This is a genomic window from Opitutaceae bacterium (genome assembly GCA_041395105.1).
GTDB lineage: Bacteria > Verrucomicrobiota > Verrucomicrobiia > Opitutales > Opitutaceae > B12-G4.
This window is the reverse complement of the sequence record JAWLBB010000011.1, coordinates 1-24,215: the sequence shown is the minus strand read 5'-3', so window position 1 is coordinate 24,215 and position 24,215 is coordinate 1. Positions and strand designations below refer to the sequence as shown.

32 protein-coding genes and 1 pseudogene are annotated in these 24,215 nt (G+C 57.2%); 13 read left to right on the top strand and 20 right to left on the bottom strand.

The window, feature by feature from the left end; all coding sequences use genetic code 11:
- Positions 1-2 precede the first annotated feature (2 nt).
- Genes fliP through R3F07_19780 form a run of 11 tightly spaced genes read left to right on the top strand, consistent with a single transcriptional unit; the run spans position 3 to position 9,170 of the window.
- Positions 3-788: a flagellar type III secretion system pore protein FliP gene (gene fliP, locus R3F07_19830; GenBank protein MEZ5278641.1), complete on the top strand. Its 786-nt coding sequence runs from the start codon at positions 3-5 to the stop codon at positions 786-788.
- Entirely contained in the window at positions 785-1,054 is a 270-nt protein-coding gene (locus R3F07_19825) for a flagellar biosynthetic protein FliQ (protein MEZ5278640.1), read from the top strand. Before fliP ends, R3F07_19825 begins: the two co-directional genes overlap by 4 nt.
- 2 nt (positions 1,055-1,056) lie before the next feature.
- Positions 1,057-1,821 (top strand): flagellar biosynthetic protein FliR, encoded by a 765-nt coding sequence (locus R3F07_19820; protein MEZ5278639.1) that lies wholly within the window; start codon positions 1,057-1,059, stop codon positions 1,819-1,821.
- A 3-nt stretch (positions 1,822-1,824) separates the two neighbouring features.
- Positions 1,825-2,928, top strand: coding sequence for an EscU/YscU/HrcU family type III secretion system export apparatus switch protein (locus tag R3F07_19815; GenBank protein MEZ5278638.1), 1,104 nt, complete (start codon positions 1,825-1,827; stop codon positions 2,926-2,928).
- Positions 2,925-5,102: a flagellar biosynthesis protein FlhA gene (flhA, locus tag R3F07_19810; GenBank protein MEZ5278637.1), complete on the top strand. Its 2,178-nt coding sequence runs from the start codon at positions 2,925-2,927 to the stop codon at positions 5,100-5,102. Before R3F07_19815 ends, flhA begins: the two co-directional genes overlap by 4 nt.
- Positions 5,103-5,122: 20 nt before the next feature.
- On the top strand, positions 5,123-6,193 hold the full coding sequence (locus tag R3F07_19805) for a hypothetical protein (GenBank protein MEZ5278636.1): 1,071 nt from the start codon (positions 5,123-5,125) through the stop codon (positions 6,191-6,193).
- Entirely contained in the window at positions 6,190-6,444 is a 255-nt protein-coding gene (locus R3F07_19800) for a hypothetical protein (protein MEZ5278635.1), read from the top strand. The genes R3F07_19805 and R3F07_19800 overlap by 4 nt, the downstream gene beginning before the upstream one ends.
- Before the next feature lie 18 nt (positions 6,445-6,462).
- Positions 6,463-7,266: a FliA/WhiG family RNA polymerase sigma factor gene (locus tag R3F07_19795; GenBank protein MEZ5278634.1), complete on the top strand. Its 804-nt coding sequence runs from the start codon at positions 6,463-6,465 to the stop codon at positions 7,264-7,266.
- Positions 7,267-7,278: 12 nt separating this feature from the next.
- Complete coding sequence (gene motA / locus R3F07_19790; protein ID MEZ5278633.1) at positions 7,279-8,142, top strand: flagellar motor stator protein MotA; 864 nt, start codon at positions 7,279-7,281, stop codon at positions 8,140-8,142.
- Between the two features lie 17 nt (positions 8,143-8,159).
- Positions 8,160-8,906, top strand: coding sequence for a flagellar motor protein MotB (locus R3F07_19785; protein ID MEZ5278632.1), 747 nt, complete (start codon positions 8,160-8,162; stop codon positions 8,904-8,906).
- A gap of 6 nt (positions 8,907-8,912) precedes the next feature.
- Positions 8,913-9,170, top strand: a complete 258-nt coding sequence (locus R3F07_19780) for a hypothetical protein (GenBank protein ID MEZ5278631.1) — start codon at positions 8,913-8,915, stop codon at positions 9,168-9,170.
- Positions 9,171-9,271: 101 nt separating this feature from the next.
- On the opposite strand, the gene R3F07_19775 is transcribed toward R3F07_19780, so the two are convergent.
- Positions 9,272-9,874, bottom strand: a complete 603-nt coding sequence (locus tag R3F07_19775) for a hypothetical protein (protein ID MEZ5278630.1) — start codon at positions 9,872-9,874, stop codon at positions 9,272-9,274.
- Positions 9,875-10,107: 233 nt separating this feature from the next.
- Here R3F07_19775 and R3F07_19770 point away from each other — a divergent pair, with 233 nt between their 5' ends.
- Positions 10,108-10,335 (top strand): hypothetical protein, encoded by a 228-nt coding sequence (locus tag R3F07_19770; GenBank protein ID MEZ5278629.1) that lies wholly within the window; start codon positions 10,108-10,110, stop codon positions 10,333-10,335.
- On the opposite strand, the gene R3F07_19765 is transcribed toward R3F07_19770, so the two are convergent.
- The 8 genes from R3F07_19765 to R3F07_19730 all read right to left on the bottom strand — a co-directional run bounded on the left by R3F07_19765 (position 10,314) and on the right by R3F07_19730 (position 15,354).
- Positions 10,314-11,534, bottom strand: a complete 1,221-nt coding sequence (locus R3F07_19765; GenBank protein ID MEZ5278628.1) for a hypothetical protein — start codon at positions 11,532-11,534, stop codon at positions 10,314-10,316. The two genes, R3F07_19770 and R3F07_19765, sit on opposite strands and share 22 nt — an antisense overlap.
- 505 nt (positions 11,535-12,039) lie before the next feature.
- The gene (locus R3F07_19760; protein MEZ5278627.1) at positions 12,040-12,225 is read right to left on the bottom strand and encodes a hypothetical protein; all 186 of its coding nucleotides are present in this window, start codon (positions 12,223-12,225) and stop codon (positions 12,040-12,042) included.
- Between the two features lie 70 nt (positions 12,226-12,295).
- Positions 12,296-12,607 (bottom strand): hypothetical protein, encoded by a 312-nt coding sequence (locus R3F07_19755; GenBank protein MEZ5278626.1) that lies wholly within the window; start codon positions 12,605-12,607, stop codon positions 12,296-12,298.
- A gap of 601 nt (positions 12,608-13,208) precedes the next feature.
- The gene (locus tag R3F07_19750; GenBank protein MEZ5278625.1) at positions 13,209-13,412 is read right to left on the bottom strand and encodes a type II toxin-antitoxin system HicB family antitoxin; all 204 of its coding nucleotides are present in this window, start codon (positions 13,410-13,412) and stop codon (positions 13,209-13,211) included.
- A gap of 58 nt (positions 13,413-13,470) precedes the next feature.
- Positions 13,471-13,974 (bottom strand): VOC family protein, encoded by a 504-nt coding sequence (locus R3F07_19745; GenBank protein ID MEZ5278624.1) that lies wholly within the window; start codon positions 13,972-13,974, stop codon positions 13,471-13,473.
- Positions 13,975-14,045: 71 nt separating this feature from the next.
- The gene (locus tag R3F07_19740) at positions 14,046-14,480 is read right to left on the bottom strand and encodes a hypothetical protein (protein ID MEZ5278623.1); all 435 of its coding nucleotides are present in this window, start codon (positions 14,478-14,480) and stop codon (positions 14,046-14,048) included.
- Positions 14,481-14,848: 368 nt separating this feature from the next.
- On the bottom strand, positions 14,849-15,115 hold the full coding sequence (locus tag R3F07_19735) for a Txe/YoeB family addiction module toxin (protein MEZ5278622.1): 267 nt from the start codon (positions 15,113-15,115) through the stop codon (positions 14,849-14,851).
- Entirely contained in the window at positions 15,112-15,354 is a 243-nt protein-coding gene (locus R3F07_19730) for a type II toxin-antitoxin system Phd/YefM family antitoxin (protein MEZ5278621.1), read from the bottom strand. Before R3F07_19730 ends, R3F07_19735 begins: the two co-directional genes overlap by 4 nt.
- Before the next feature lie 279 nt (positions 15,355-15,633).
- On the opposite strand from R3F07_19730, the gene R3F07_19725 reads away from it, so the two are divergent.
- Positions 15,634-15,759, top strand: a complete 126-nt coding sequence (locus R3F07_19725; GenBank protein MEZ5278620.1) for a hypothetical protein — start codon at positions 15,634-15,636, stop codon at positions 15,757-15,759.
- Between the two features lie 64 nt (positions 15,760-15,823).
- Here R3F07_19725 and R3F07_19720 read toward each other — a convergent pair whose 3' ends face one another.
- From R3F07_19720 to R3F07_19670, 11 genes and pseudogenes are all read right to left on the bottom strand, one after another.
- Complete coding sequence (locus R3F07_19720) at positions 15,824-16,216, bottom strand: hypothetical protein (protein ID MEZ5278619.1); 393 nt, start codon at positions 16,214-16,216, stop codon at positions 15,824-15,826.
- Between the two features lie 410 nt (positions 16,217-16,626).
- A pseudogene (locus tag R3F07_19715) lies at positions 16,627-17,578 on the bottom strand (IS66 family transposase).
- A 26-nt stretch (positions 17,579-17,604) separates the two neighbouring features.
- A complete protein-coding gene (locus R3F07_19710; GenBank protein MEZ5278618.1) occupies positions 17,605-18,147 on the bottom strand; it encodes a hypothetical protein in 543 nt (180 codons plus the stop codon).
- A 23-nt stretch (positions 18,148-18,170) separates the two neighbouring features.
- Complete coding sequence (gene tnpB / locus R3F07_19705; GenBank protein MEZ5278617.1) at positions 18,171-18,482, bottom strand: IS66 family insertion sequence element accessory protein TnpB; 312 nt, start codon at positions 18,480-18,482, stop codon at positions 18,171-18,173.
- 24 nt (positions 18,483-18,506) lie between these two features.
- Complete coding sequence (locus R3F07_19700; GenBank protein MEZ5278616.1) at positions 18,507-18,839, bottom strand: hypothetical protein; 333 nt, start codon at positions 18,837-18,839, stop codon at positions 18,507-18,509.
- A gap of 184 nt (positions 18,840-19,023) precedes the next feature.
- Complete coding sequence (locus R3F07_19695) at positions 19,024-19,461, bottom strand: hypothetical protein (GenBank protein MEZ5278615.1); 438 nt, start codon at positions 19,459-19,461, stop codon at positions 19,024-19,026.
- A 46-nt stretch (positions 19,462-19,507) separates the two neighbouring features.
- Positions 19,508-19,744 (bottom strand): hypothetical protein, encoded by a 237-nt coding sequence (locus R3F07_19690; GenBank protein ID MEZ5278614.1) that lies wholly within the window; start codon positions 19,742-19,744, stop codon positions 19,508-19,510.
- A gap of 44 nt (positions 19,745-19,788) precedes the next feature.
- Positions 19,789-20,346 carry a hypothetical protein gene (locus R3F07_19685; GenBank protein ID MEZ5278613.1) on the bottom strand — a complete coding sequence of 186 codons (558 nt, stop codon included), beginning with the start codon at positions 20,344-20,346 and terminating at the stop codon, positions 19,789-19,791.
- Between the two features lie 88 nt (positions 20,347-20,434).
- The gene (locus R3F07_19680) at positions 20,435-20,650 is read right to left on the bottom strand and encodes a hypothetical protein (GenBank protein MEZ5278612.1); all 216 of its coding nucleotides are present in this window, start codon (positions 20,648-20,650) and stop codon (positions 20,435-20,437) included.
- Between the two features lie 214 nt (positions 20,651-20,864).
- Complete coding sequence (locus tag R3F07_19675; GenBank protein ID MEZ5278611.1) at positions 20,865-21,623, bottom strand: hypothetical protein; 759 nt, start codon at positions 21,621-21,623, stop codon at positions 20,865-20,867.
- Positions 21,624-23,637: 2,014 nt separating this feature from the next.
- Complete coding sequence (locus R3F07_19670; protein MEZ5278610.1) at positions 23,638-24,165, bottom strand: hypothetical protein; 528 nt, start codon at positions 24,163-24,165, stop codon at positions 23,638-23,640.
- Positions 24,166-24,215: the final 50 nt, after the last annotated feature.

Below are 24,215 nucleotides of genomic sequence, written 5' to 3'. Positions count from 1 at the left end.
TCGTGAATAGGTCCTGGTTTCCGGTCAGTCTCCTCCTCCTCCTCTCCCTCCTCGCGGTTCTCACGGTGGGTGCCTCCGTCTCGTCCGCGCAGGTGGCCGCTCCTTCGGCGCCGGCTCCGGCGCAGTTGACCGTTTCCCTTGGTGGGGACGACGGGGCCCCCGACTTGGCGACCTCGATTCAGCTGCTCTTTCTGATGACGCTTCTGACGCTCGGGCCGTCCGTCGTCGTCATGATGACCAGCTTCACCCGCATTGTCATCGTTCTCGGGTTCGTCCGGACTGCGCTCGGCGTGCAGCAGGCGCCCTCCAATCAGATCATCATCGGCCTGGGTCTGATCCTCTCCTTTTTCATCATGCAGCCGGTCCTCAACCGGATGAATGACGAAGCGCTCCAGCCCTATTTTGCCAAGGAGATGACCTCGATGGAAGCGGTCAGCACGGCTTCGGCCCCGCTCAAACAGTTCATGATGAAGCAGACCAAGGTCTCCGACATCGAGTTCTTCCTCGAGTTGTCCGGGAGCGGGCCAACCGCCGCCGCCGAGTTGCCCATGCGGATTGTGGTTCCCTCCTTCGTCATGAGCGAGATCCGCAGCGCCTTCCAGATGGGGTTCCTCATCTTCCTGCCCTTCATCGTCATCGATTTCCTCGTGGCGACGACCCTCATGTCCATGGGCATGATGATGATGCCTCCGGTCGTCATCTCGCTGCCCTTCAAACTCCTTCTCTTCGTCCTGGTTGACGGTTGGTCGCTGGTCGTCCGGTCGCTCGTCCAGAGCTTCCACCTATGAGCGTCGAAGCCTCCATTGAACTGCTCCACCTGGTGGTCATCCAGTCGCTCATGCTGGTGAGCCCCATGCTCCTGACCACCATCTCGGTCGGTCTTGCCATCAGCCTGATTCAGGCCGTGACCAGCATCCAGGAGCAGACTCTCGCCTTCGTTCCGAAGCTCTTCGCCATCGGTATCGCCTTCATCATCAGCTCCCACTGGATGGTTCGCTCCCTCATGCAGTTCACGGTCTCCGTGATCGAGCGCATCCCGGAGATCACCCGCTGAGCATGATCACGCCACTGGAAATCTACGCCTGGATGCTGATCGGGATGCGCGCCGCCGGTCTCGTCCTCATGGCGCCGCCCTTCAGCACCCGGGTGATTCCTCCGCTGCTCAAGGTGACCCTGATTGCCTCTGTCGCTTCCGTCGTCACCTTCCTCGTCGATCCGCCGGCCGCCACCCCGGTCTCCATCGTCGCCGCCATCCTCGAGATGGCGCGGGAGCTCGGAATCGGCTTTGCGATGGGCATGGCCATCCGGATCATCTTTGCCACCCTCGACTTCGCCGCCCACCTGATCACGGTCGAAGTCGGTCTGATGCCGGGTCCGGAATTCGACCCCTCATCGGGTGTCTCTGGCAATCCCCTCGGTTCGTCACTCTTCTATTTCGGCGTCATCCTTTTCCTCTCCGGAGCGCACTACACCGCCCTCTACGCCTTCGTTCGCAGCTTTCAGCTGGTGCCGCTTTCTGGCCTCGTTGTTGAAACGGGAATGCTCGACCTGCTGGTCTCACGGACGGCCGGGATCTTTCAACTCGGGATCCTCATGTCCGCGCCGATCATCGCGGTCAATTTCATCGTCAATCTCGCCTTCTCCGTTCTCTCGCGGGTCGTGCCGAGAATGAATGTGTTTATCCTGAGTTTCTCGGTCCGGATCGTGGCCGGTCTCGCGGTCTTCGCCCTGTCGATCGGGCTGATCGGCAACTACGCGGCCAATGCCATGGCGGGCGTGCCCGAGCTGATGCTCCGTCTGCTGCCTTATCGGGGATTCTGAATCATGGCTGAACAGGAACAGAGCAGCAAGACCGAGCAACCGACAGCGAAACGTCTGACCGACGCTTTCCAGGAGGGCCAGTTTGCCCAGAGCGCCGAGATTCAGGTGACATTCGGCCTGGCCTCCGCCTTCCTTGTCCTCCTCTTCGCCGGCCCCGGCGTGGTCGAGCAGATGGCCGCTTTCTCCGTCGGCGTTCTCGGCCACCTCGGCACCCTCGACCTGACCGAAACCTCAATCGTCGCCGGGACCCGCGAGGGGATCGTCATGATCGGTCGCATGGTGCTTCCCCTCCTGGGCGCAGCCGCCCTCGCGGCTGTCATCGCGGGTGGCCTGCAAACCGGCTTCCGGTTGACCCCCAAGGTCCTCGAGTTGAAGTGGACCCGGCTCAATCCGGTCACCGGTTTCAGCCGGGTCATCTCCAAGGATGTCCTCGTCCGTTTCGGAATTGATCTGCTCAAGCTTTGCGCGGTGGCCGGCATTCTGACTGTCGCCATTCGACGGGTACTCAAGGATCCCATCTTCTTCGCCCCGGTCGACGTGCGCCATGTCGGTACCTTCGTCGCCGAAACCACCCTCTTCGTTCTGGTGCGCCTCATTCTGGCCGCCGGCGTCATCGCTGCGATCAGCTATGCCTATCAATGGCGCAAAACGCGCAAGGAACTGATGATGACCCGCGAAGAGGTCAAACAGGAGCGCAAGACGGCGGAAATCGATCCGCACCTGCGGGCGGCCCAGCGCCAGATGGCGCGCCGCATCATGCAGCGCCAGATGCTCTCAGCGGTCCCGACCGCCGATGTGGTGGTGACCAATCCGACCCACTATGCCGTGGCCCTGAAGTACGAGCGCGGTGTGGATCGTGCCCCGGTGGTCCTCGCCCGCGGCGAGAACATCTTCGCCATGCGGATCAAGGAAATCGCCCGCAAGCACGAGGTTCCCATGGTCGAGAACCGGCCGGTTGCGCGGATGCTTTTCAAGTACGGCCAGGTGGGCCAGGAAATCCCGGCCCAGCTCTATCAGGCCGTGGCCGAAATCCTGGGTTTCGTCTATAAGACCCATCGCTATTACTTCCACCGTCTGCGGTCAAGGAGGCTCGGTTCACTCGCATGAAGAACGGGAATACACTGAACCTCCGTTCCTTTGGCGCCCTCCTGGGCGGAGGCGACCTCATTCTCACGGCCGGCCTTTTCGGGACAATCGTTCTGCTCATCCTTCCGCTTCCGGCCGTCGGGATGGACTTCCTGCTCGCAGGAAGCATCGGCATCTCCCTTCTCATCCTCCTCGTCATTGTCTACGTCAAGGACGCGCCGGAGTTCTCGGGCTTTCCGACCATCCTCCTCGGAGTCACGCTCTTCCGTCTCGGACTGAACGTTGCCTCGACCCGCCTCATCCTCCTCGACGGCTATGCCGGCAATGTCATCGAGGCCTTCGGTGGCTTTGTCGTTCGCGACAACTACGTGGTCGGAGCGGTCATCTTTCTCATCCTCGTGGTGATCAATTTCCTTGTCATCACGAAGGGCGCCGGCCGTATCGCCGAGGTTGCCGCCCGCTTTACCCTGGACGCCATGCCGGGCAAGCAGATGGCCATCGATGCCGAGCTCAACGCCGGGATCATCGATGAAGCGGTCGCGACCGAGCGGCGGGTGAAGATCCAGAAGGAAGCCGACTTCTACGGCTCGATGGACGGAGCGAGCAAGTTTGTTCGAGGAGACGCGCTGGCCGGGATCATCATTACCCTGATCAACGTGGTCGGCGGCATCGCCATCGGGGTCCTCCAGAAGGGGTTGTCTCTTCCCCAGGCGATGCAGAAGTTCACCCTGCTCTCGATCGGGGACGGCCTGGTTTCCCAGATTCCGGCCCTCATCGTATCCCTGGCCGCCGGTCTTCTCGTCACCCGGACCTCGGCCAAGGATGACCTCGGCTCCCATATCACCCGCCAGTTGACCTCCTATCCCCGGGCCATCGGGATTCTGGCGGTCATGATGCTCTTCTTTGCAGCCGTGCCCGGGCTGCCGACCACTCCCTTCCTCGGCCTGGCTGTCATCATCGGTTCCATCTCGGTCGCCTTGCGGCGGACGGCCCGCCGGAAGGCCGCCGAGGCCAAGACCCTCCTGAGCGCGTCCCGGAACGGCGGTGCCGCCGGTGAGGCGGCGGCGGATGCGGTGGCGGCCGGTCCTCTTGGTCGGGACTTTGAGAAACTCATCGAGGTCGATGCTTTTGCGCTCGAAATCGGATTCAATCTCCTCGGACTGGCCGACAAGCGCCAGGGCGGTGATCTGCTCGAACGGGTGACCGGAGTCCGCCGGACCATAGCGAAGGAAATGGGCATCGTGGTTCCTCCGATCGCTGTTCGCGACAATCTCGAACTCGACAGCAACGAGTACCGCTTCCTCCTGCGAGACCGCGAAGTGGCGCGGGGCAAGGTTGTCCCGAAGCGCCTCATGGCGATGAATGTCTCCCAGAGCACGGTCGAACTGCGGGGCATTCCCACGGTGGAGCCGGTCTTCGGAATCGAAGCCGTCTGGATCACCGAGGAAGAACGCAAGACCGCCGAGTTGAACGGCTTCTCCATCGTCGATCCCTGCTCCGTCCTCGTCACCCATCTTTCGGAGACGCTCAAGCAATCCGCCCCCCATCTGATCGGCCGCCAGGATGTCCAGCAGCTCATCGATCACATCAAGCAGAAGAATCCGACCCTCGTGTCCGAACTGCTGCCCGACCTGGTCAATATCGGCGTCATCCAGCGGGTTCTCCAGAATCTCCTGCGTGAGGGAATCGCCATCCGCAATCTCCAGTTGATTCTTGAGGCGATTGCCGACTTCGCCGCTGTATCCAAGAATCCGGACGACCTCTCCGAGCAGGTTCGCCGCCGGTTGGGCGAGTTCTTTGTGCCCGCCTATGAAGGTGAGCCCGGCGTGCTCACGGCGATCACTCTCGACCCCCGGATCGAACAGCTTCTCGGGGGCAAGGTCCAGCGTTCGGCTTTCGACCTCACCCTGACCCTCGAGCCCGCGCTCGCCCAGTACCTGCTCAACGAGCTGAACGGCAGGGTGGGTGAAATGACCGAGAAGGGCCTCCTGCCCCTGCTCGTCGTGACGACGGAGATCCGTCTCGCCTTCAAGCGCTTCTTCGAACCGTCCCTTCCCCGCCTCGCCATCCTCAGCTATCAGGAACTCCCGGCCAAGACCGAAATCCAGAATTTCGCCATCATCATGGCTCCCAATACCCTCGGGCGGAGGGCTCCGGAGCCTTCGACGGCAGAGCCGCAGACCGTGGCTGCCTGATTCCTCATCGATCTTAAGTCATGACCCTCTCCCCCAACGCAACGACGTCCTCCGAATCCGACAAGGTCGAGACCTATCGGTTGCTGGTGGGTTCCGCGGCCGAGGCAGTCGCACTCCTGCGCGAACGTTTTGGCGATCGCGGTCGGGTGGTCTCGGTCCGTCAGGCCGGCGGTTCCGGTTTCGGCTGGCTCTTGAAAAAGCCCCGCCTGGAAGTGCTGGTTGAAGTCGGATCCGAACGCACGGCACCGGTTTCCGATCCGGCGACCTGGCCCAAGCCGGTTCCCTCAAGCAGGGCCGAAACTGGGAATTCCGGCGACTGCGATGAGTCTTCCGATGCGGCGGAAGCCGTGCTCCGGGCCTCCGGCCTGGACGATCTCATGATCGCACGCATCCGCAGTGAGATTGGTCCGGACTGGTCCTCCTTGAGCAAGGCGGATGTCGTCTCCTGGACCGGTGGTTTTCTCCGGGATGAAGGTCGGAGTCGTCCGATCGCTTCCTTGGGCCATCGCCGGGTCTTCCTCGGTGGATGCGGCGCCGGCAAAACGACCGCCCTCTGCAAGATGCTGGCGCGGGATGTCTTTGTCGACGGGCATACGGTCGCGGTCCTGAAGCTCGATGCCGATCAACCGAATGCTTCGGATGGCCTGGCCGCTTTCTGTGAGGTGCTCGGTGTTCCCATGTTCCGTTCGCCGACCGAGGTCGAGGAAATCGAGGACGACACCATCCTTTACGTGGATCTTCCCGGGATGGCGCCGGAGGAGGAACTGGACAGCGGTGCCCGGGCGGCCCTCGACCGCCTGCAGGTCGATTCACGCATCCTGGTGGTCAATGCCGCCTACGACGCCGATCTGATCACCGATGCCCTCTTGACCGGCACGCGGCTGGGGGCGACCCACGTGGTCTACACACACCTTGATGAACTCCGTCGCTGGGGGAAACTCTGGCGCTTCGTCTTCAATCGCAGCCCATCCCCTCTCTTCCTTTCGAACGGTCCGAGTCTGGCCGGTGAGATGGAGGATGATCCGGTGGCCGCCCTGCTGGAGAAAACCTTCAACGCCCGCCAGATCGAGAGAGCGGTCTCCTTGTCATGAAGTACCTGCTTCTAGTCGGAGGTTCCGCCGGTTTTGCCCTGGTTTTTGCCGGTGGTTGGCGGGTCGGGCGCGATCCCCTTTCTGTGGTGGTGGAGGCGAGCTTCGGCTGCCTCGCGGCCGCCTTTCTCTTTCGTTGGCTGGGAACCATCTACCTGCGGAGCGTGCGCACCATGCTGCGTGAGCGGGAAGTGGTCTCCAGACAGCACAACGGAGCCGGCGAAGCGGAAGCCGTCTCTTCAACCCGGAGCTGATCCATCCAATAGAATCTTATGAAAAACGCCGTCGCGACCAAGAAAACCCCCTCCAAATCGTCGAGCGCCTCCCGGGCTCGAAGTGCTTACCGGGAACAGAGCTCCGCAGGGGAGCAGACCCAGGAGGAACTGCTCAAACTCTACCTGCCGATCGTCAAGTCGATCGTGGCGCGGATCAAGATCAACCTGCCGCCCCACATTGAAGAGGCGGACCTGCACAGTGTCGGCCTGCAGGGATTGATCGCGGCCCTGCGGAAGTACGACCCTCTGCAGAAAAAGTCATTCGGCTCGTATGCCGCCATGCGGATCCGCGGCGCCATCCTTGATGAACTGCGCCGGATGGATTGGATGCCGCGCAACGCGCGGACCAATTTCAAGAAGCTGCGCAAGGTGGTTGAGGACCTGGAGCAGCGTCTGGGACGTCCCGCCACGGAGACCGAGGTCCGGGAGGAGATGAAGCTCTCCGAAAAAGAATATCAGGCCCTCATGACCGAAGTGCGGCCGATCAGCTTCCTGCCCCTCGACCATTGCAGCTCCCAGGATGAGTCGGAAGAGACCAACCTTTATGAGATCATTCCGGATGACAGCGTGGTTGCCGTCACTGACAAGATGGAGAAGGACGAGTTGGTCCGACTGGTCGCAGACCGGATCCAGCAGCTCCCCGAGGTTCCCCGGAAGGTCCTCGCCATGTATTACTACGAAGACATGCGCCTGGCGGAAATCGCGGCGGTCTTTGGCCTTACGGAGTCCCGGATCTGCCAGATCCATTCCCAGGCCGTGATCAGTCTCCGCAATTACCTGACCGGGGCGATGTCCAAATAAGGAGCATCCGCCATGTTGATCGTCATCGGCTATCTCGTCGTCCTCGGGGCGACTCTCGGCGGCTTCCTCGTCGCCGGCGGCAATCCTGCCGTTCTCATGCATGTTTCCGAGTTCATCGTGATCGGAGGCATCGGCATCGGCGTGCTCATTGTGGCCAGTCCCAAGGATGTCCTCATCAATACCCTGCGCTCCACCATCAGGGCCCTCAAGGGATCCCTCCCGGGAAAGGAGGACTACCTCGACCTGCTCAAATTGCTCTACGAACTCTTCCTCACCGGTAAGAAGAGCGGCCTCATTGCCCTCGATGAACATGTATCCGAACCGCAGAACAGTCCGATCTTTCAGAAGTATCCCGGTTTTCTCCGTCACCCCGAACGGGTCGATTTCCTCTGCAACGGCCTCAAGCCGATCATCGACGGCAAGATCAAGCCGGAACAGTTGCAGCCCCTGCTTGAGGCTGAGATCGAAGCCAAGGAGCGTGAAGCCCACGGTCCGGTCACCGTCCTGTCCCTGGTCGGCGATTCCCTGCCCGGAATCGGGATCATCGCGGCCGTCCTCGGCATTATCAATACCATGGCTGCCATCTCCGAGGGACCTGAAGCCGTCGGCGAGAAAGTGGCCGCCGCCCTCACCGGAACGTTCCTGGGAATTCTTGGAGCCTACGGCTTCATCAATCCGTTGACCAACCGGATCAAGTTCAACGACGAAAGCAGCGTCCAGTTCTTCAACTGCATGTCGACCGCACTGTCGGCCTTTGCCCGGGGTCAGGCCCCGATCATGGCGATCGAACTGGCCCGGCGCAATGTGGACGCCAAGTTGTTGCCCGGCGCCGATGAGCTCGAGCAATTGCTCAAGGCCGCCGTCGCCACCAAGTGACCTGAGAGAAACCGTTTATGTCCAAGAAAAAAGGAGGAGGAGGCCATCACGGAGGCGCCTGGAAAGTCGCCTATGCGGACTTTGTCACCGCGATGATGGCGCTGTTCATGGTCCTGTGGATTTCAGCCCAGGACCAGGAAATCCTCATCGCCACCTCCCAGTACTTCAAGAACCCGTTCAACTCGCCCATGGATGGCTCCAACGGCGTCATGAACAACAATGTCGATTCCCAGAACCTGGAGAGCGGCGGCAAAGAACCCTCGAGGACCTCGATGGCCGAAACCGCCTTTCTCCACTCGCTGGCCAAGGATTTCTATCGCATGCTCAATATCGACGCAGCGGATACGGATTCGCCTGTCGAGATCCAGGTGTCGTCGGACGGACTCCGGGTCATCATCTACGATCGGGCCTCCAAGCCGATGTTCGAAGACAAGTCTTCCGAGTTCACCGAATGGGGCCGGTTCGTCATCCAGAATCTCGCCTGGATCGCGGATCGGCAGGATTTCAAGATCCGGATCGACGGTCATGTCGCAGCGGGCTTTCGGGCTCCTTCCGCGGACTACGGCGCCTGGGAACTGACGACCGACCGGGCCAATGCCGCCCGGCGCGAGATGCAGCATTATGCGGTCGACGCCGGACGGTTCGAACGGGTCACCGGCTTTGCCGACACCCTGCCTTTGAAAGGGGTCGCCCCCGATTCCCCGGAGAACCAGCGGATCGAACTCTCTTTTGCCCTCCTCAACCCGAACCTGACTTCCCTCTGACGTTCCATGGACGATTTCCTCAAAGGTCGCGAAGTGATCACCCGGTCCTCCTCCGGCACCGTCTCTTCCGGTGTCGCCTCGACTCTTCCGCCGCTGTCTTCGGACGATCGCCCGTCCACCCCCGCGACCCCGGCACCCCGGCACCGCGAAGAGACCGGTGAACACGGAACCCGGGTGGAAACGATCATGGAACGTGGCCGGGTCACCCGGCTCATTGTCACCTGCACCTGCGGGACTGTCACCGAGATCGAGTGCCGCTACTGAGAAGCCCTGGTCGACGGACTGTCCTGATCAGGCGGCAACCGGGGACAGCTTTTCGGTGTTCTGCGAGAGATCCGGCCGTCTCGGTCGGTTGTTCACTGGAGTCACAGCCACGAGGCGAAACCCGGAGCAAGCCCAAGTAAGGCAGGGATCCGTTGATACGCATCCCTGCCGGCGAGAGCATAGGCCGTGGCCCGTCCATGTCCTTCCAGAATCACCAGATCCGATTCCGGGTCGCTCGCGACCAGGATGATGGGTTCGAACGCCGTGCCTGAACGAATGAGTCTGGCGCCGTCAATGGCGGGTTGATTGCTCACACCGAAGACTTCCCGACCGCTCAGGATGGTCGGCACTGCATCCAACGGGCGGCGCGATCCGCCCGTCAGCTCGTTCCAGTAGCTGTAGTCGATATACATCAAGCGCTGGAAGTCATCGCCATCCAGGACGACCCGATGCCACACGACTCCGTCCGGGTAGGCCCTGAACAATTCGCGATTCTCTCTGTAGCCGCGAAAAACCCCGAGGATCCGCGCCCTCTGCGCATTCGCCGCAGTGTCTGTCGTGTCGGCCTCCGTTATCAGTGCGGTCGGCAGGGAGAGTCGGCCGAGGACCTTGAGAATGGCATTGGACCATCGCTCCGATTTCAACTCCGACCGGAGAAACAGAGCCACCATTTCGCTTTCATCTGTTCTTTGGCTGATTTTCATTGGATCCATCCTTGCCCTGATCCGGGAGACGGGGCTCGGTGCCTGTCGCCGCCGCCTCCAGCGATCGGAACTCGATTTCCCATAGCAGGAGCAGGTCTCCCTGGACAACCCAAACCGTCGTTTGGGCTTTGTCGGGTGAATGGTGGGGATTTGCGTCCCGGCTCGTCGATGAATTGTCGCTGTCTCAATTCTTGGAGTCTGCCTAAGGTGGGCGTGCGGGTTTCGATGAAAGCATGGATCAATCGGTGCGGCTCGAATATGGGGAGAATGGTCTGAATCTCGACCTCACCGGGGTCAATGCGACCATCATGCGGCCCCGCTTTCTACCCGGGCTGGCCGATGAAGGGGAGGCGTTTCGTTACGCGGATGACCTGGCATTTTCCGGCGGTCCGCGGCGCCCGGCTGCTGGCGTGGTTCGAACAGATCGCGCGGCCATAGTTCATGGCACCCAGCGCGGGTGATCGGCACCGCGCTCATTGAAGCCGCGGGTCAGCAGGCGCGGTTCGCTGCCGTCGGCGTTCATCACCCAGAGCGAGGCCATTTCGCCGGTCGCGGCCCGGCAGAAAACGATGTGATTTGCGTCGGGCGATTCGGCGGCGCGGCAGTCCCAGACTCCGGCGACGAGCGGCGTGAGTTCCGTCAGGGTTCCGGTCACCGGATCGAGCCGGCAGATCTGCGTGCCGCCACGGGAGGACTCGGGTTTGTAGTCGCGGTTGAAGTGGTCCGTGTCGGTTCGCTGCGGCTGGAATTCCCACGGCACCTTCGCGTCGGGCGGACGGCGCGCGAAGAGGATGTGCCCGGCGCGGTTCCAGAGCGGCATGTTCGAGCCGCCACCGCGCAACTGCGGATTGCCGTAGGTCGCGCCAAACCAGTTGGCCTGACCGCGCGTGAGCACGCGGTGTTCGCTGCCGTCGGGACGGCCGATGCAGAGATCAGCCCAATCATGGCCGGGATCGTCTTTGAAGTGGCAGTCCTGGTAAAGAATCCAGTGGCCGTCGGGAGACCAACTGGTGCCGAAGTAAAGGTGCTGCGGATCGCCGGCCACGCGGATGCGGTCCGTGCCGTCGGCGGCGCAGGTCCAGATATCGTAACCGCGCGGGCTTGCCAGGTGGAACGCCACCCGCTTCCCGTCCGGGCTCAGGCTCAGGCCGTAGGGCAATCCCTCGCCGGCCTGGGTGAACTCGCGGGCGTCGGTGCCGTCGAGGTTCATGCTGAAGATCTGGCCGACCTTGTTGTGCACGACCTGCACGAGGATGCGTTCGTTGCTCAGCAGCAGCGCGGGTGTGTAGAAGACGGCAAGCCGTTCGCGATTCGCGATCTCCGTCAGCGTGCCGCGGTCGAGGTCATGGAGCCATAGGTGCGTCGGCGTCTGCGTGTAGAATTCCTCGAAAGGACGACCGGGTCCGTCGCGCCGCGGTTCCATGCTGAGGAAGATCACGCGGCCGTCGGATAGGAAGGGTCCCGGTTGCCACGTGGCCTGACCGGGCACCTGGAAGTCGAAGTAGTGCAATCCCGAACCGTCGGCGCGGATTACCGCAATGCGCCCGTCGGAGGTGAAGAACAGTCGCGGCGCGGCAGCAGCGTTTGGCCGATGCCGGCAGCCCACGGCGGCCAACGACGAGGCGGAAGTGGCGGGGACGAGGAAATCGCGGCGGTTCATGCGGTGGACCTGCGAGGTTGTTGCAGCGACCAGACCGAGGCGCAACCGTGACGGCGCATTGTCGGCGGCACCCGTGGTCCCGCCTGACTCACCGGATGGCACGCGGTGGCTCCACGGTTCGGCATGCCCATCCGATGGACGCACCATAGACGTAGCCGGTGCAAATCGGACACCGGCGGGAGAGAAGGGGAGGGTCGTCGCAGTCTCCGGTGCGGCCCCAGGAGGGTCGAGCGTTTCAGGCCAGACCGAATGCCTGTTCGCAGACGGCGACGGTCACCGGCACGGTCGTGAGTTGGGGAAATTCCGCTCCTTTTTGAGCCACTCATTCTTCTCCGGAGCCCAATCCAACTCTACAGATTCAGAAGTGTGTGCCTTTTGGGCATCCCGCCGAGTCGCATTGACTCTGATATAATCCGCATGCCGATACGCTCCGCTGGGCAAGGGTTGTCAGCTGCAATGTAGGTGACGAGGTCATGAAGGTCTTCCCGGGCCGAGGGAGAGAGGACTACCCGGTAATCCATCCCTTCAACTCCTCATCCACTTTCCCGATTGGAATACCCTTGCCCTGGTCGAGCTCCCGGAGGCCTTTCTCAACCCCTGCAATGAAGAAAATCCGTTCCTTTATCACCTCCCAATCAACATCTTCGGGAAGATCCTGGATCGTCTTGAGCGCCAACTCCTTGGTCGACATCCGATAAGGTTACATCCGGTTGAACGGAGAGATAAGCGCCATTCAGATTCCTTCTACCCAACGTTTGAGGTCAGGCGCGGCGCGAAGCGTCGTTGCCTGCACCGCTTGGTTCGAGCTCCTTTTCCCGGAGATCTCCGGAAACATATCGATGCAGGATACTGGAAATAAGTGTCTGATACGGCATACCGTATCGACTGGCGCGGCGCTGCAGTGAGGAGAGATCGCGGGATGATATCCTGATATTGATCCTCTTGTCCTTGATCAGAGTGTTCCGTGCGGCCTCCTGAAGAGCCCGTTTCTCTTTCTCGGTCGGGTCCCGTACTTCATTCAGAATCTTGTCTTCGAGCTCGATGAGCTCCTTCTCATAATCATCGTATTTCATAGCGTTACTGGAGGAACCTCCGGGTTGCATTCCTACTGGGAATTATCGTCTTCAGGAAGGTCCTTCCCTCCGCCCGAATGAACGGCACAAGATAGACGTATTCTCCGATCCGGACATACATGATCTGCTGATTCGGGTACTTCTCCTGATTGGGATGGCCTGAAATCGCAAGAACGTCGCCTTGCTCAATGTGGAAGACGACCTCCTGAAAGCCGACGCCGCGCTCCTTGCGAAGCTTCGCGTCTTTTTCATCTGACCAGTCAAACACACCCAAACACTGCCACCTGTGTGCCGAATGTCAACACCTCTGCCCTTCCGGATTTCTCGAACGTTTGAACTCGGATGCGGAGAGCCGCGCAGCGGAACGGAGCTGTCTGAAGTGACTGGTTGGACTCTTTTCAGAGTTCACTCTCGTCAGTCTCTGCGATCCTCATCAGTGCTCTGAGGAGCCCGAACTTCAGAGGTCTATTCCCGTGGACCGGAACCGAAATCCGCTCGATTCGCCCGGCCTTGGTGTAGATGTGATGGCTGCCCCTGATTCGGGCCAGGCGCCATCCCTTAATTTCCAGGATACGGCAGAGGTCCTTGCCAGAGACTTGCTTCACACCGCGACCTCAATCACTTCGGATACGTCATCGCCGGGGTCGCCGTCGAATTCCACCGAAAGACAGCCCTCGATTGCCTCTAGAACGTTCTTCCTCAGCTCGTCCATCGAGTCGCCCTGGGATACGCAGCCGGGGATGGCCGGAACCTGCGCCCAAAATCCACCTTCCTCCGCCTTGTGGACTACCACTTTGAGTTTCATCTCGTTAGGTTAGGACATTCTGTCCCACTTTCAATCCTTTCTGTCCAACGTCGAGCTCTCACGCCGAGGCGGCGCAGCTGCCGGAGTTGTGAGAAGCGACTGGTTCTGCCAGTCTTTCTTCTCTGGCTTTTCTTTTGATAAAGTAGTTGGGGTTGATGACAAACTCGTACTTGAGTCCGTCTGGATCAGAAAAGAATGTGGCGTAGTATCCGTCGCCATATTCTGGGCACTCACACGGTGGATCCTCCACTGTGCAAAGTCCTTCTTTTCCTAATGGCACTAGGACTTTCTCATAAAGCTGATCAATGTCTTTGCGGTCTTCAGCACAGAAAGCGATGTGATTATGTCTTCCTACTGATCTCCTTTTTTCTTTTTCGTAGGTTTCGTTGCCGTGAGCTTGCACGATACTTATCTCGTGCGGTGTTCCTTCGAGCCATTGCTTCCAATCTTCATATGCCCACACTCCGTGGTGGTTGTAGTCTGCTCTTTCGTATCCTAGGAACTCAAACAAAGGACCGTAGAATTTCGACGAACGCTTCAGGTCGGAAACGTTGATGTTCATGTGATGGAGAAGACCGCGGTGAGGATTCGGTTTCATTTATTTTTGCAGAACGTGAAGGCCATACGCGGAGGTCATCGCGGAGCGATGGCCGGAGTTGTATGAGCTGCCTGGTTCGCACTTTTCATTTTTTCAATTTTATCGAGTTCCAGAACATAAACTTTTGTATTTCCGCTGCATCCATCGCAATCGTACCATCCCGCTACCTCTAATTCTTTGTCTTTAAGTTGATGGTCGAAAAAGAAGTAGTCGTGGGTATTCTCGGAATCATCAGGTTCGAATCCATCTATAGGTCCATCATTATTTCCGACTCCAGATCTCTGATACTTTCCACAACCATTGGCCATCTCATGTGCAAGTGAAACCATCAAGTAGCCTTCATCTGCTTTTATTGTGAACGGATGTTCCGTAGACTCATAGTTTTCGTCGTTGATGAATGTCACCTCCATGCATGAGTAGGCCGGATTCAGGCTCAATACGATTAAGATTGCTAAGAGTGTGCTTTTCATTTTTTTGCGAACGTTTGAACTCAGCCGCGACTGACAACGGAGCTGTCAGTCGTTGGCTGCGGTGGCTTGATGAGCTCTTTTCTTTCACTCACGGCTCTCGTCCCTCCATTTGCGGTAGGCGTAGATCGCTTGGACAATAGCGGTCAGAACTGCAGCACCGATCCATAAATCACGAGGCACGCCGAATAGCCGGAACTCCTGCGGGACCAGAAACATGACGGATGCGAGGGGCAGAGTCCAAAGCGTGCGGATGAACTTACGTCGGTATGACAAATCCGAATACCTCAGGCAGAAGCCTTTATCTATTTTGTCGCCCACGTCAGAGATGAGGTGCGCCGTCAGGCGTTACCTTCATCGGTTTGTTGGCATCATTCTCCATAGTGCGACCACATCCGCAGGACATGAACGATTTTGGTCTTCTCGAAGACTTCGTATACCAGCCTATGCTGGATATTGATCCTCCTGGAGTAGCAGCCTTGAATGTTACCGGTCAGTATGCCCAGCCTGGGCGGAGTCCGAAGTGGGTCGACCTTGAGTATCTCGATCAGCTCAATTGCCTTCCCCTTGAGGTTGCTTTTCTTGAGCCGGGCTGCGTCCTTTTGTGCCTGACGCGAATAGACGATCGTGTAACTCACCAGTCGAGATCCGCCGAAGCTTCCTCTACACCTTCTTTCCTGGCTTTCTGGATCGATTCGACCATTCCCGGTATGGACTGGAGATACAGTGTCTCCCTTATCGAACGCCAGTCGTCCTCAGAAATGAGCACTGCGTTTCCACGCTTGCCCGTGATCTGGATCGGCTCGTGTGAGGAATTCGCCTCATCAATCAGGGCATAGAGGCTTCCTCTGGCTTTTGTGGCGGTTACGGTAGTCATAACCAGAAGCGTGCGCAAAAGCGTGCGCTTGTCAACTCCCCACTTTCCTGCCAACGTTTCAAGAGGAGGTGCGGCTGCAAGCCGTTACCTCACTCGCCTGGTTCGGCTCTTTTATCATACGATGAGGTCCTGCTGAGATTCTGGATCCTCTACCCAATGTCCATCAACCATTCGGTACGTAACCACGGTCCATGAAGGATAAGGCGGCTTTTGCCTATGGCACAACGTCACCTCTATAGCTCCGTCTTTGGTGCTCTCGATCCCAATGACAAATAGTTGATGGCGCTCACTGGCTTGATCCGCGATGGCGGCCACATCTTCGTCGCGGATGCCAAGATTTCCGGCGACACCCTCGAATTGGCTGCGCAGCGGATTCGAGACACACCCTCCAACCATTACGGATAGCGTTAGTGCGAAGGTGAAAATGCGCATCATGCTTTGGCCGAACGTTTGAGGTCAGACATGAGGGTCAGCGGAGCTGGTCCGAATTGTCTGCACCGGCCTGGTTCGGCTGTTTCTCGTTCTTTATAGCGCTTCTCAACAAATGCCTTAGGGCAGCACTCTGCGATATTCCAATACGGAGTTCTCGGTAGGAACGAGACGTTTGCGCTTTCAGGACTATTTCTGTGTCGTCGGGCGCGAGTATAACTACATCTTCAGGAACTGGATCTTCTACGGTCGCCCAGTTAAAACTTCGGAACTTGCCAAGTAAGCAGGAGGCTTCTTCTCCTTCCGCTTTGATTACGGACTTCGCTCCGTGCCTGGTGAACGACTGCATTTCTAGGTAGACGACATCGTTCTCGGTAACGAAATCAAATTGCTTTGCGAGAGGCTCCGCAAACGCTGGAATGATCTCTATCAAATAGGATTCTTTGTTGGGCGACCAATACAAGGTAGTGTACTTTGACGGTATTTGCCGGTAACTATGTTGTGAGGTACAGGCAACAAACAAGACTGACAAGCACGCAAGCAGGTAGATCAGTTTCCTCATTGCCGAACGTTCAAAGGTCAGGAGCAGCGGCCTTAGCCGGTGTTTCCTGAACCGGTTTGTTCGGCATTTTGATTGATTCGATCTGGTCGCTACTGCCTGAGTCCTCGAGTTCAGTGGATACGCTCAAGAGCGTATTCTTTCGTTGGCCCTCGCTCATGAACGCCCCGTAAGCGTCCGACCTTCTGCCTCACGCCGAAGCATTGATGGTGACGGATAATGGGTCTTACTGGTCACCAATGATGCACATCAATGGTGACGGATTGTAATGCAGATAGGACGAATCAAGCCGGTTGCCAGTTGGCCGGCAGCAGCGAGGTGAAGTCATCCTGGTTGGTCATCGAGGGGATGCGCCGCAGGACATCGGCGAGGTAAGCCTGGGGATCTTTACCATGGCGTTGACACGAGACAACCAGCGAGTAGATCACCGCGGAGCGCTCCCCGGCATCGGGATGTCCGATGAACAGCCAGTTTTTTTTGCCAATGGCCGAGGGGCGGATGGCCTGCTCGATCAGGTTGTTGTCCAGCCGGGTTCGCCCGTAACGAAGATGGGCAGTCAGAGGCTTCCACTGATTGAGCAGGTAACCGCAGGCCTTGCCCAGAAGCTGGTTGGGCAAACAGCGTTGCTGCAAGGCCAGAGCGAGTTGGTGGAGCCACTTGAGGGTCCGGGCGAAGTGTTTCTCCCTGAGCCGGGAACGTTCGATGGCGTCGATCCCTTGCTCATCCCACTGGCACTCCAGCTGGTAGAGTCGGCCGATGAGCCGCAGGGCGACTCTGGTGGCCTTGGGGTTCTCGGATTGAGCCTCGAAGAAGCCGCGCCTGGCATGGGCCCAGCAGCCAACCCAGACGACCTGATCATGGGCGCCGGCATAGGACTCATAGGCCGCATAGCCGTCGGATTGCATCAGCCCCTCAAAGTCTTCACCCAGCAGCCGGTTGACCTCGCCATACTGGCGCGAAGGTGCCCAGACGAAGTAGACATCGGATTCGGGCCGTCCCATCACCCAAAAGTAACCCTGGAATGTTTTCCCACGTTTGAGGTCGGGGTCCCGACAACGCACCGGTGTTTCATCAATCTGCACGTATCCCCCGGCGAGCAACTGCTGGCGGATCAAATGGTAGAGGCATAAGCCACATTGCGACCGCCTCAATCCAGTCGGACATGCTCTGTCGGGAGATCGGAGCCGACCATCGCTCAAACATGCGTTGCTGGCGATAAAGAGGCAGATGGTCCACGTATTTACTCACTGCCACATGGGCGATCAGGCCGCCGAGGCGAACCTGCCCTCGATGGCCCGCTTGGGCGCCGGGGCCACTACCGGGGGACGCGAACGATCCATGCGATGCCGATACTTGGGCCGGATAATCTCCCGCTTGAACAACTGCGGGGGCACGATGTCCACCTCGAAGGTGCGTTCCTCGCCGATCTGCTCAAAGGCATCCGGATCGGCCTCCACCTCTTCGGGCTCAATGACCACGGTTTCCTTCACCGGCAGGTGGGCGAACTTATCAGCCGGGGTGGGAACTTTTTCGCGCGGCGTTCGTCGCTCGTAACTGACCTTCTGGATCGCCTCTACCTCGCCGGTGAGTTTTTGAAGCTCTCCAAGCTTGAGCTGAAGCTGTGCGGGATCGAGCTTCTCGCTCTTGCCACCGCCAAACATCTGGCGTTTGAGCCACTCAATCTGCGCCTGAAGTTCCAAGAGCCGTTGCTTGAGCTGCAGGTTTTCGGCATAGAGTTCTTCGTGGAGGCATTCCAAGTATCCATATATAGGATACTTGCAATAACAAGCCTTTTTATCGTTCATACCACGCTTTTTGCATGCCTTTTTTAAGGTCGATTCCGGCGATGAGCATGGTCAAGGCTTCCGGACTCATCGCAAGCTTGCCTCCCGTGCGATCCCTGGGCCAACTGGAACCGTCCAGCCTCCAACCTCTTGGCCAGAACCCAGACACCGGTTCCATCCAGTAGAGCAGCTTCGAGCCGGTCGCGCTTCTTGTTGGTGAAGGCAAAGACCGCTCCGCTCTTGGGATCCTCCCGGAGTTTTTCACTGGCCACCGCCCACAGCCTGTTGAACTGCTTGCGCATATCCACCGCTTCCAACGCCAGGAAGATCCGAAGCCCCGCCGGGAACGCCAGCATCGCTTCAGCTCTCCAGCAGGCGGATCAACCGTGCCAGCGATTCGACCTCGTCTCCCGAACCACCATCCCGCAGACCAGCGTCACCTCCAGGCGAATGGCCGGGGCCGTCGGCAGCCTCGCTTCAAGAAAGCGCGGCCCGGGTTGCGCTTTTCGGCCAGCCCGCCGGTGGCGCCCAAGCTGGGCCACGAAAGTATGATACTTCACTCCTTCATGACGGGCGAACTGGACCTGGGTCATCCCACTGGACTCATAGCGCTCGATCAACTCGCTCCACGCACTGGAATGCAGGATCTGGCGGCCGCGGGTATCACGCTTGGGTTCCCCGTCAGTTATCTCGGTCAAAATCGTCTCAGACATCCAGCCAGACTATCCCAATCCGCCGCACTTGACTACGAGGTCTCAGAGCGGACACTTACAGCTTAGGCATCGCTATATTACATTAATGGATACTGCGGGCAGGACAATTATGTATCCACGCTTTGGGGATTATTCCCCTCACTATATCTATTTTTTCCTCGAACGTCCAAAGCGAGGCGCGGCGTTAGCCGTTGCCTCCACTGCCTTGTTCGGCGCCTGTGGATTTGCTCTTGAAGATGAAACTCAGAATGAATCCGAAAACTGCAAACTGAATGCCGAGGTAAAAAGTCTCCATACCTAAGAACTTCCAAGGCATGCTAATTTTCTGCTTTGCTAAGAAGGCAAGGACATGAGATGTCCAAAAGAAGATACCAATTAAGAAAACAAACTTCATACTTCCTTTTAGACCTTCTGTAGAAAAAGGAAAATACTGGTATAGAAGGCTGAGAATCAGTCCTTGAATAAATATGGTCAGGAGACCTAGTGCGAAACTGGGTTCGCCTTCGAAATAGCCGAACGCGTCATAGCTACTCTTGAAAAGGACGACATGCCACAAGACAGCCAGGGTGAACGTTCCAATGGTGTAGGCGATAGTCCCTGCTAAGAGTTTGGGAGTTTGCATGGCTATTTTTCTCGCGGTCAACGTGTTCTGAGGGTGGTTTCTGCAGTTAATCGTCTGGCAGAGCATCGAACTCGTTCCTTTTTTCCTCCATCCATCGCGTCATTGCGTCTGGATTTTGCATTAGTTCTTGCATATCCGCCATCGCTTTCAGGTGAGCCTCGTCCTTCCTCTGAAACATGTCCATTCCATGCTTCTTGCTCATTTCCGCAATTTCCTCAAACGAACTGGCTTTGAATTCGTGGTCGCATGAGCCACCCAGTTGTTTACATGTCATTGTTTTCATACGGTTTTCCTTCTATATCTCATTATGGTTTCTTTTGCCGAACGTCAGAGCTGAGGTGCGGCGGCGTTAGCCGTCGTTACCTCGGGCGTCTTGTTGGAGTCTTTAGTTGCTTTGGTTCTGAGCATAGTCTTCTCGTTGAAAATGGATCTGTAAATCCCGTTTCCGACTTCTGATCCCCCATCTCCTGGATAGATCAGGAGGGGTTGGCTCTTCTGGAATGTGCCTTTACGATCGAAGTATCGATACTGAATGGTTCCCGATTGAGAGGAGCGGTGGGTATATGACCAAAGACGCTTTGTTTTGCCGTCATCTTCCAAGGCGAACCCTCCGGCTAGGAACTGGTCGAGTTGCTTGAAACGCTCGTGCCCGACTCCGAGGTACAAGTTGTAGATGAGACCACCGGTTCCTCCTTGTGACACTGAAGTGGACAAGAGAAGATCATTCGTGCCGTCTCCGTCCAAATCAAATTCCGCATAGCGCTTTTCGGGATTCAGGTTCGGGTCGTTGCCAGGGGCAAAGAGTTGCTCTCGTGTCAGCACCTCGTCTTCCCCATGCGCGACGGCGGTGAAGACAAAAATAGATAGGACCGTGATTATCCTCATGATCACTTATCTCCAACGTCTCAAGCTGAGACGCGGCGCGTTAGCGTCGTTGTCTCAAGCGTCTTGTTAGCCCATTTCTCCATGCTGTTCAATCCTCAACCTCCAAGACAGAACCTTCGCCGAACAGTGACTGAAGTCCCTTAAGTTCTGTCGCATCGCGATAGGTGGCGCAGAGAGCGACTGCACTATCTCTTTTCTCTCCAACGCTGTCGACCAACTCCACCCCCGTGATCGGCACCAAGTCGATGACACTCCCTTTCGGCCTCATTTTCATTCCGACCTTGACCGTTCCCTTCTTGATCACTCCGGGAAGGACGAACATCTTCCTTTCGCCTAACGGGAACGGAGTAGTGACCTGAAAAATTGCAGACATTCGACTACGGCTAACGTCAAAGGTCAGGCGCGGCGGCCATAGCCGACCTTGCCTGAACCGTCTTGTTGGGCCCATTTCTACTTCTATTCGCTCGCGCTCTGGTCGCCATACCCTGAACGTATTCCGTGGACAAGAAAACACAAACCTAGTTGAAAAACCCCGATTCACCTACAGGCCAAGCCGCGGGAAAAGTTCTTCCAAACAGGTGAGTGTAGGAATCGGCAGCACCGTCAATGCCGAATTGCAGAAATTCGTCTAGCTCACCAATCTCAATCACACACAACCATGATGCTAGAATTGCCTGCTGGTATTGGCTCATGCGCAACTCAAGTATCCGGGCTAGCGGTGAGTCTTCATGCGCTTCTGTCGATAGTTGCAGACCCAATAGACGTAGCGCTCTGGTCGATTTCTCAAGGCCGTAACCGCAGCTAAGGTACTGAAAACTGAGCCCGTCGAGTCCGGCCCAAATAGTTGATTCTCTGGCTCGAAGAAGCAGATCAATTGCGTAATCCTCTTCACCAATCGATTCGGACAGCGTGATACACGCACTAACCCGCTTCCACATCTCAGGATGTTCCAAAGAGTTGCCTCCATCTCGGGCTTCCTTAAGCCTCTGAATAACGTCGAGGCATACACTCGCCGCCGAATCAAAGTTGCTCCTAATCAACTCGGAATCTCGCTCCGCGATTTCCCAGCCAACGGGTAGATTAAGCGAGTAGAATATCATATCCTCAATTGCTGCACGAAGGCATCCGATCAGATAGAACGGGAGTGCTCCCTGATCGCCTGCGGGTATGTCGTCTAATCTTTCGAGCAGCGTTTTAATACTACTTCTTTGGCCACGGAGGCCACTTGAACAGACGAATAGAGAAGCAAGAAAGAAGATTATCGCTTTGCTGTTCATGTTAGAAAATACCGTCCCAACGTTCAAAGAGGAGGTGCGGCGTCAGCCGTTACCTCCCTCGGCTTGTTCTGACTCCTTGGCTTTCTGTTGTTTCTCCAAAATCCCGCGAATCCCCAAGATACTTCGAGACGCAACCTTCGTGATTACGGTCTGTTCCACTGTTGCGACCAGTAGGCGACTCTCTGGCAGACTCAAGAGCAGTGAACCTGAAATTGACTCGAGATTCCCTCGACTATCGCTGGCTCTCGTAGAATCGAGATAGGGAAGTAGATCTGAGATCTTCATTCCTACCAGCGAACCCTCATTGAGTCCATCGGTGAGGTAAACTACTGGCAAATCATCTGTGTCGATCAACTCAGCATCTCCTGTGACCTCGACGACCTCCACGCTAGTTTGGACCTCGCATCCCCCGAGAGCTACGATCAAGATCAGCGAACAGAATAGCTTCATCTCAGAACGTTTGAACTCAGACACGGAGAGCCGCGCAGCGGATCGGAGTTGTCTGAAGTGACTGGTTATGCTCCTTGGACTTCTTCAAGCTCATTGGTTCAATTCTGATCACCAAAACCGTCCTTGGCGAATGAAAAGCCACCGAGCGTATCCTCCCCCTACAATCAGCCATACTGCAGCGATTCCGGCCATCAGCTCAGCGCGTCCTGTGACACTCCAATTCGCAGGATGCATGATCGGATAACTGAATGTCTCTTCTACCGGAGTTTGGTTGAGAAAGAGGACTGCTGAGATCGCCGCAGGCAATATCCATCCAAGACACAAAATGAGAGTGAGGACAGTCTTCACCGTATCACCAGTTTGTTCGCATAACGTTACGGGTGAGACGCGGAGGTCGGCGCATCGCGCTGACCGGAGTTGTCTCCAGCCGTCTTGTTGGACTGGAATTTCGTAAACTCTCCCCACCTCTTGGAACCGTAGTAGTAATTTATCGCCATATTGATCAGATTCAACTGAGCGATCACTACGAACAACCAAGCCCACCGACTCTTTTTGGTGATCAACATGAATCCGGCGTATCCGCCAACGAAAGAGAGCCACAGATAGAAGATCAAAGCCCCAATCGGAAGCGAATATCCGACTAGCGGAGCTGCGACAATCCACCCGATAGTCGCTAACGGACAAAGCGGGAAAAAGAACAACGCTTGAAAGTAACCCCACTTGAAGGGTCTGTGATCTGGGTTCTTTCTTCTCCAATTCATGTCGAGTCGATGAGCGGCATAAATCATCCCTGCGATCAGCAGAACAGACAGGATTAGTCGGTATTCGTTACTCATTATTGCTTGGTCCAACGTTCAAAACTGAGACGCGCCGTCAGGCGTTGTCTCCAGTGGTTTGTTCGGATCTGTCTTTTTAGGGAACACTGACGACTGCTCCTTTCGGTCAACCGTTATCATTGAGATCACAGCGTTCCCGCTTCCTCGCGCGATTCCAGCACACCCACACAAACACGATCCAGATAGAGTTCACGACGAGGAGCGCAATGCTGTTTCCAGAGAATGCGATTGGGCTTGGATAGAGATCAGCGACTACCCAAATTTGAATGCAGAGGACAGCGACGCTGAACAGCAGGAGGAGAAGGAGGAAATTTGAACGATTCATCTGCAACAGGAAAGTCCTCTCTTGGTCCACAACTGGGATTCATTGATACTACCGAACGTTTGAGGTCAGGTGCGGAGTGCGGCGCAGCTGCACGGAGTTACCTGAACCGACTGGTTCGATCTGGTGTTCATGTTAACGCAAAGACTGCGGCAATAATGAGGATCACCGCAAGAACCTCAATAGCCACGAATAGCTCCAACAGAGCACATCTGGCTCCGGACTCTCTTCTCAACTCTCGAGCCACTTCGAAGTCATTCCACATACAGGCTGGGATGTTGGCTCCAGTCCAGGAAGTCCCTCCGTTCTGACTCACATACCGCTTGATGCCGAAGAACCACACAAGGAGCCCCACCCCTTGGAGGATCGCACTTCCGCAGATCATGAGCATGGCCATTTTTCAACGTCATAAGTGAGGTGCGCCGTCAGGCGTTACCTCAACTGCCTTGTTAGCTTTTTCTGTTTCAGTCTTGCGTCTGACAAGATCGGTAAACTCTTCCAAACGGTCAATGTCACGCAGAAGCTGAATCGGAACAAATAGCCGATCCTTTCGACCATACTCCAAAATGTAACACTTGGCACTCGACATCACGTCGTAGATCGACTCCCAAGCGATACGCTTCACGCCATGCTCATTCTGAAGGTAAATGCCAGATGTTGAAAACGCGGTCTTGGTCGTAGGATACTTCCCATAGAAGTGATGCCAGATTAAGGGCACCATCCCAATTATCGCCGTTCGAAAACCTGCCGCCAACACCGTGATGCCTACGAGTACCCATCCGATCGGTTCAGACAATGGTCGAAAGGAGGCATAGGCCCAATACGCAAGCCCCCATAGCACGACGAGTTGAAGGACAACGAAACTGAAGGAGCCGACGGTTTCGCGGAAAAGTAGTGCGAAACTCACACGGTAGGGAACGATGATATCCTTCATCAGCTAACGTTTGAACTCAGACACGGAGAGCCGCGCAGCGGGTCGGAGTT

Bases quoted from the DNA above. Each gene is read 5' to 3' on its own strand.
- R3F07_19710 (MEZ5278618.1), bottom strand. From the start codon at position 18,147: ATGAACGATAAAAAGGCTTGTTATTGCAAGTATCCTATATATGGATAC.
- R3F07_19675 (MEZ5278611.1), bottom strand. From the start codon at position 21,623: ATGAACAGCAAAGCGATAATCTTCTTTCTTGCTTCTCTATTCGTCTGT.
- R3F07_19745 (MEZ5278624.1), bottom strand. From the start codon at position 13,974: ATGAACATCAACGTTTCCGACCTGAAGCGTTCGTCGAAATTCTACGGT.
- R3F07_19690 (MEZ5278614.1), bottom strand. From the start codon at position 19,744: ATGAAAACAATGACATGTAAACAACTGGGTGGCTCATGCGACCACGAA.
- R3F07_19730 (MEZ5278621.1), bottom strand. From the start codon at position 15,354: ATGACTACCGTAACCGCCACAAAAGCCAGAGGAAGCCTCTATGCCCTG.
- R3F07_19780 (MEZ5278631.1), top strand. From the start codon at position 8,913: ATGGACGATTTCCTCAAAGGTCGCGAAGTGATCACCCGGTCCTCCTCC.
- R3F07_19805 (MEZ5278636.1), top strand. From the start codon at position 5,123: ATGACCCTCTCCCCCAACGCAACGACGTCCTCCGAATCCGACAAGGTC.
- R3F07_19760 (MEZ5278627.1), bottom strand. From the start codon at position 12,225: ATGTCGACCAAGGAGTTGGCGCTCAAGACGATCCAGGATCTTCCCGAA.
- R3F07_19775 (MEZ5278630.1), bottom strand. From the start codon at position 9,874: ATGAAAATCAGCCAAAGAACAGATGAAAGCGAAATGGTGGCTCTGTTT.
- R3F07_19820 (MEZ5278639.1), top strand. From the start codon at position 1,057: ATGATCACGCCACTGGAAATCTACGCCTGGATGCTGATCGGGATGCGC.
- R3F07_19755 (MEZ5278626.1), bottom strand. From the start codon at position 12,607: ATGAAATACGATGATTATGAGAAGGAGCTCATCGAGCTCGAAGACAAG.
- R3F07_19750 (MEZ5278625.1), bottom strand. From the start codon at position 13,412: ATGAAACTCAAAGTGGTAGTCCACAAGGCGGAGGAAGGTGGATTTTGG.
- R3F07_19785 (MEZ5278632.1), top strand. From the start codon at position 8,160: ATGTCCAAGAAAAAAGGAGGAGGAGGCCATCACGGAGGCGCCTGGAAA.
- R3F07_19815 (MEZ5278638.1), top strand. From the start codon at position 1,825: ATGGCTGAACAGGAACAGAGCAGCAAGACCGAGCAACCGACAGCGAAA.
- R3F07_19700 (MEZ5278616.1), bottom strand. From the start codon at position 18,839: ATGTCTGAGACGATTTTGACCGAGATAACTGACGGGGAACCCAAGCGT.
- R3F07_19740 (MEZ5278623.1), bottom strand. From the start codon at position 14,480: ATGAAAAGCACACTCTTAGCAATCTTAATCGTATTGAGCCTGAATCCG.
- R3F07_19825 (MEZ5278640.1), top strand. From the start codon at position 785: ATGAGCGTCGAAGCCTCCATTGAACTGCTCCACCTGGTGGTCATCCAG.
- R3F07_19795 (MEZ5278634.1), top strand. From the start codon at position 6,463: ATGAAAAACGCCGTCGCGACCAAGAAAACCCCCTCCAAATCGTCGAGC.
- R3F07_19670 (MEZ5278610.1), bottom strand. From the start codon at position 24,165: ATGAAGGATATCATCGTTCCCTACCGTGTGAGTTTCGCACTACTTTTC.
- R3F07_19765 (MEZ5278628.1), bottom strand. From the start codon at position 11,534: ATGAACCGCCGCGATTTCCTCGTCCCCGCCACTTCCGCCTCGTCGTTG.
- R3F07_19725 (MEZ5278620.1), top strand. From the start codon at position 15,634: ATGGCGCTCACTGGCTTGATCCGCGATGGCGGCCACATCTTCGTCGCG.
- R3F07_19695 (MEZ5278615.1), bottom strand. From the start codon at position 19,461: ATGCAAACTCCCAAACTCTTAGCAGGGACTATCGCCTACACCATTGGA.
- flhA (MEZ5278637.1), top strand. From the start codon at position 2,925: ATGAAGAACGGGAATACACTGAACCTCCGTTCCTTTGGCGCCCTCCTG.
- R3F07_19800 (MEZ5278635.1), top strand. From the start codon at position 6,190: ATGAAGTACCTGCTTCTAGTCGGAGGTTCCGCCGGTTTTGCCCTGGTT.
- R3F07_19685 (MEZ5278613.1), bottom strand. From the start codon at position 20,346: ATGAGGATAATCACGGTCCTATCTATTTTTGTCTTCACCGCCGTCGCG.
- motA (MEZ5278633.1), top strand. From the start codon at position 7,279: ATGTTGATCGTCATCGGCTATCTCGTCGTCCTCGGGGCGACTCTCGGC.
- tnpB (MEZ5278617.1), bottom strand. From the start codon at position 18,482: ATGCTGGCGTTCCCGGCGGGGCTTCGGATCTTCCTGGCGTTGGAAGCG.
- R3F07_19770 (MEZ5278629.1), top strand. From the start codon at position 10,108: ATGGATCAATCGGTGCGGCTCGAATATGGGGAGAATGGTCTGAATCTC.